General features: G+C 64.4%; 3 protein-coding genes. All 3 read left to right on the plus strand.

Annotated features, from left to right (window positions below):
* Window positions 1-247 precede the first annotated feature (247 nt).
* Complete coding sequence (rimP, locus tag EN781_RS29555; protein ID WP_126056669.1) at window positions 248-880, plus strand: ribosome maturation factor RimP; 633 nt, start codon at window positions 248-250, stop codon at window positions 878-880.
* Between the two features lie 48 nt (window positions 881-928).
* Complete coding sequence (nusA, locus tag EN781_RS29560) at window positions 929-2,524, plus strand: transcription termination factor NusA (protein WP_126056668.1); 1,596 nt, start codon at window positions 929-931, stop codon at window positions 2,522-2,524.
* A gap of 38 nt (window positions 2,525-2,562) precedes the next feature.
* Window positions 2,563-3,129, plus strand: a 567-nt coding sequence (locus tag EN781_RS29565; RefSeq protein ID WP_127400597.1) for an RNA-binding protein, incomplete at its 3' end; no start/stop codon positions are given.

Raw genomic sequence — 3,129 nt, forward strand, 5'->3', positions numbered from 1 at the left:
ACAGAGGCGTTACCGCATGGACGCCATGCGCCGGGCGCAAGGCTGCCTGGGCCGGCCTCCATTTGCTGGTGGTCCGCAGCAAGACCGCCGCGTTTGCCACGGTCCTCACGGTAGACTTGAAACGCCGGCCGGGATCGTCTATATCAGCGTCAAATTCTTGGTCGGTATGACGAAGAGTGGGTCCACCCGGTCCCGCTCTTTTTTATTACCTGCCGGTCAGTCACGAAGAAAGAGCGACAGGGACCTGATGAGCGCAGCGGCAATCGACGCCGACGACCGTATCATCCGCGAAAGCGGCATCGATGCCCGCATCGCGCTGATTGTGCAGCCGGTGCTGCGCGGCATAGGCTTCCGCCTGGTGCGGGTGCATTTGTCGGGCCAGAACGGGCTGACGCTGCAGATCATGGCCGAACGCGAGGACGGCACCATGACCGTCGAGGATTGCGAAGAGGTCAGCCGCGCCGTTTCTCCGGCGCTCGATGTCGAAGATCCGATCGAAAAGGCGTATCATCTCGAGGTCTCTTCGCCCGGCATCGACCGGCCGCTGGTGCGCAAGTCGGATTTCGCCACCTGGACCGGCCATCTGGTCAAGATGGAGACATCGGTCCTCGTCGGCGACCGCAAGCGCTTCAAGGGCAAGATCGCCGAGAGCGACGCCGATGGCGTGCTGATCGCCCGCGACAAGGCGGCCTATGGCGAGGAGCCGACGGTGCGCGTGCCTTACGATGCGATCGCCGATGTTCGGCTGGTGCTGACCGATGATCTCATCCGCGACGCTCTGTCGAAGGACAACAGGGCGCGCAAGGAAGCCAGGAAGCGTCGCGGCGAAGCGGAAGACGCAGCCGTGGATACGGAAAACGAAACCGAACAGGACAATTGATTTGAGCCGCCCGGCGAAAGGTCCGGCAACAGGCTCGGGAGAAAGACAATGGTTGTAAGCGCCAACAGACTGGAACTGCTGCAGATCGCCGATGCGGTCGCGCGTGAAAAGTCGATCGACAAGTCGATCGTCATCGCCGCCATGGCCGATGCGATCCAGAAAGCGGCGCGCTCGCGCTACGGCCAGGAGACCAACATCCGCGCCGACATCAACGCCAACACCGGCGAGATGAAGCTGCAGCGGCTGATGGAAGTGGTTGAGAAGGTCGAGGATTACGCTACCCAGATCGCCATTTCCTCGGCCCGCGAGCGCAACCCCGACGCCCAGCTCGGCGATTTCATCGCCGAACAGCTGCCGCCGATGGATTTCGGCCGCATCGCCGCCCAGTCGGCCAAGCAGGTCATCGTGCAGAAAGTGCGCGAGGCCGAGCGTGACCGCCAGTATGACGAATACAAGGATCGCATCGGCGAGATCGTCAACGGAACCGTCAAGCGCGTCGAATACGGCAACGTCATCGTCGATCTCGGCCGCGGCGAGGCGATCATTCGCCGCGACGAGCTGATCCCGCGCGAGAATTACAAATATGGCGATCGCGTCCGCGCCTATGTCTACGACGTGCGCCGCGAGCAGCGCGGCCCGCAGATATTCCTGTCGCGTACCCATCCGCAGTTCATGGCCAAGCTGTTCACCATGGAAGTGCCGGAAATCTACGACGGCATCATCGAGATCAAGTCGGTGGCCCGCGATCCGGGCTCGCGCGCCAAGATCGCCGTCATCTCGCGTGATTCGTCGATCGATCCGGTCGGCGCCTGCGTCGGCATGCGCGGCAGCCGCGTCCAGGCGGTGGTCGGCGAATTGCAGGGTGAGAAGATCGACATCATCCCGTGGTCGCCGTCGGCCGCTTCCTTCATCGTCAACGCGCTGCAGCCGGCCGAGGTCGCCAAGGTGGTGCTCGACGAGGACGCCGAGCGCATCGAGGTCGTGGTGCCGGACGACCAGCTGTCGCTGGCCATCGGCCGCCGCGGCCAGAACGTCCGGCTCGCCTCGCAGCTTACCGGCTGGGACATCGACATCCTGACCGAGCAGGAAGAGAGCGAGCGCCGCCAGAAGGAATTCGTCGAGCGTTCGGCGCTGTTCATGGAGGCCCTCGACGTCGACGAGATGGTCGGCCAGGTGCTGGCCTCCGAAGGCTTCACCAGCGTCGAGGAAGTCGCCTATGTCGACGCCGGCGAGATCGCTTCGATCGACGGCTTCGACGAGGACACCGCTTCGGAAATCCAGACCCGCGCCCGCGAGTATCTGGAGAAGATCGAAGCCGAGCATGACGACAAGCGCAAGGCGCTCGGCGTCGAGGACGAGCTGCGCGAAATCCCCGGCATCACCACCGCCATGATGGTGACGCTCGGCGAGGACGGCGTGAAGACGATCGAGGATTTCGCCGGCTATGCCGCCGACGACCTGACCGGCTGGAAGGAACGCAAGGACGGCGAGACCAAGGTCTATCCGGGCGTACTCGCCAGCCACGGCGTGTCGCGCGCCGATGCCGAGCAGATGGTTCTGGCTGCCCGCCTCAAGGCCGGCTGGATCACCGAAGACGAGCTTGCCGCGCCGGAAGCGGCGGTTGACGAAACCGTCGGTGCGTGAGGTGAACCCCTATCGCACCGAACCCGCCCCTGGACGAGATGAACGATCGCACCTGCATCGTCACCCGCAAGCAGGCCGAACCGGATGAATTGATCCGGTTCGTCGTCGGCCCGGATTCGGCCGTCGTCCCGGACCTCAAGAGAAATCTGCCCGGCCGCGGTTGCTGGGTCAGCGCCGAGCGCCTACATGTCGACAAGGCCGCGGCGAAGAACCTGTTCGCCCGCGCCTTCAAGGCGCAGGTGAATGTTCCCGCCGACATCGGCGGCATGGTCGACACCCTGCTTTCCCGATCCGCGCTGGGCATGCTTGGCCTCGCCCGCAAGGCCGGCGCGGTCGTTCTCGGCGCCGCCAAGGTCGAGAACGCGGTGCGCGAGGGCCAGGCCTTGCTGGTGCTTCATGCGACAGAAGCGTCGGATGACGGCGTCCGCAAGATCAGTCAGGCCCGGCGGGCAACTGTTCATCTCGGCGGGCCGGCCATCCCTGCCTACAAACTTTTCCCCGAGGCCGAGTTGAGCTTGGCATTGGGGGGTACAAATGTGATACATGCTGCCGTCCTCGCGCAAGACGCGGGCAAGGCGGGTGAGAAGCGCGTGGTTGTGCTCGAC

It is taken from the genome of Mesorhizobium sp. M4A.F.Ca.ET.090.04.2.1, from assembly GCF_003999085.1.
Classification (GTDB): Bacteria; Pseudomonadota; Alphaproteobacteria; order Rhizobiales; family Rhizobiaceae; genus Mesorhizobium.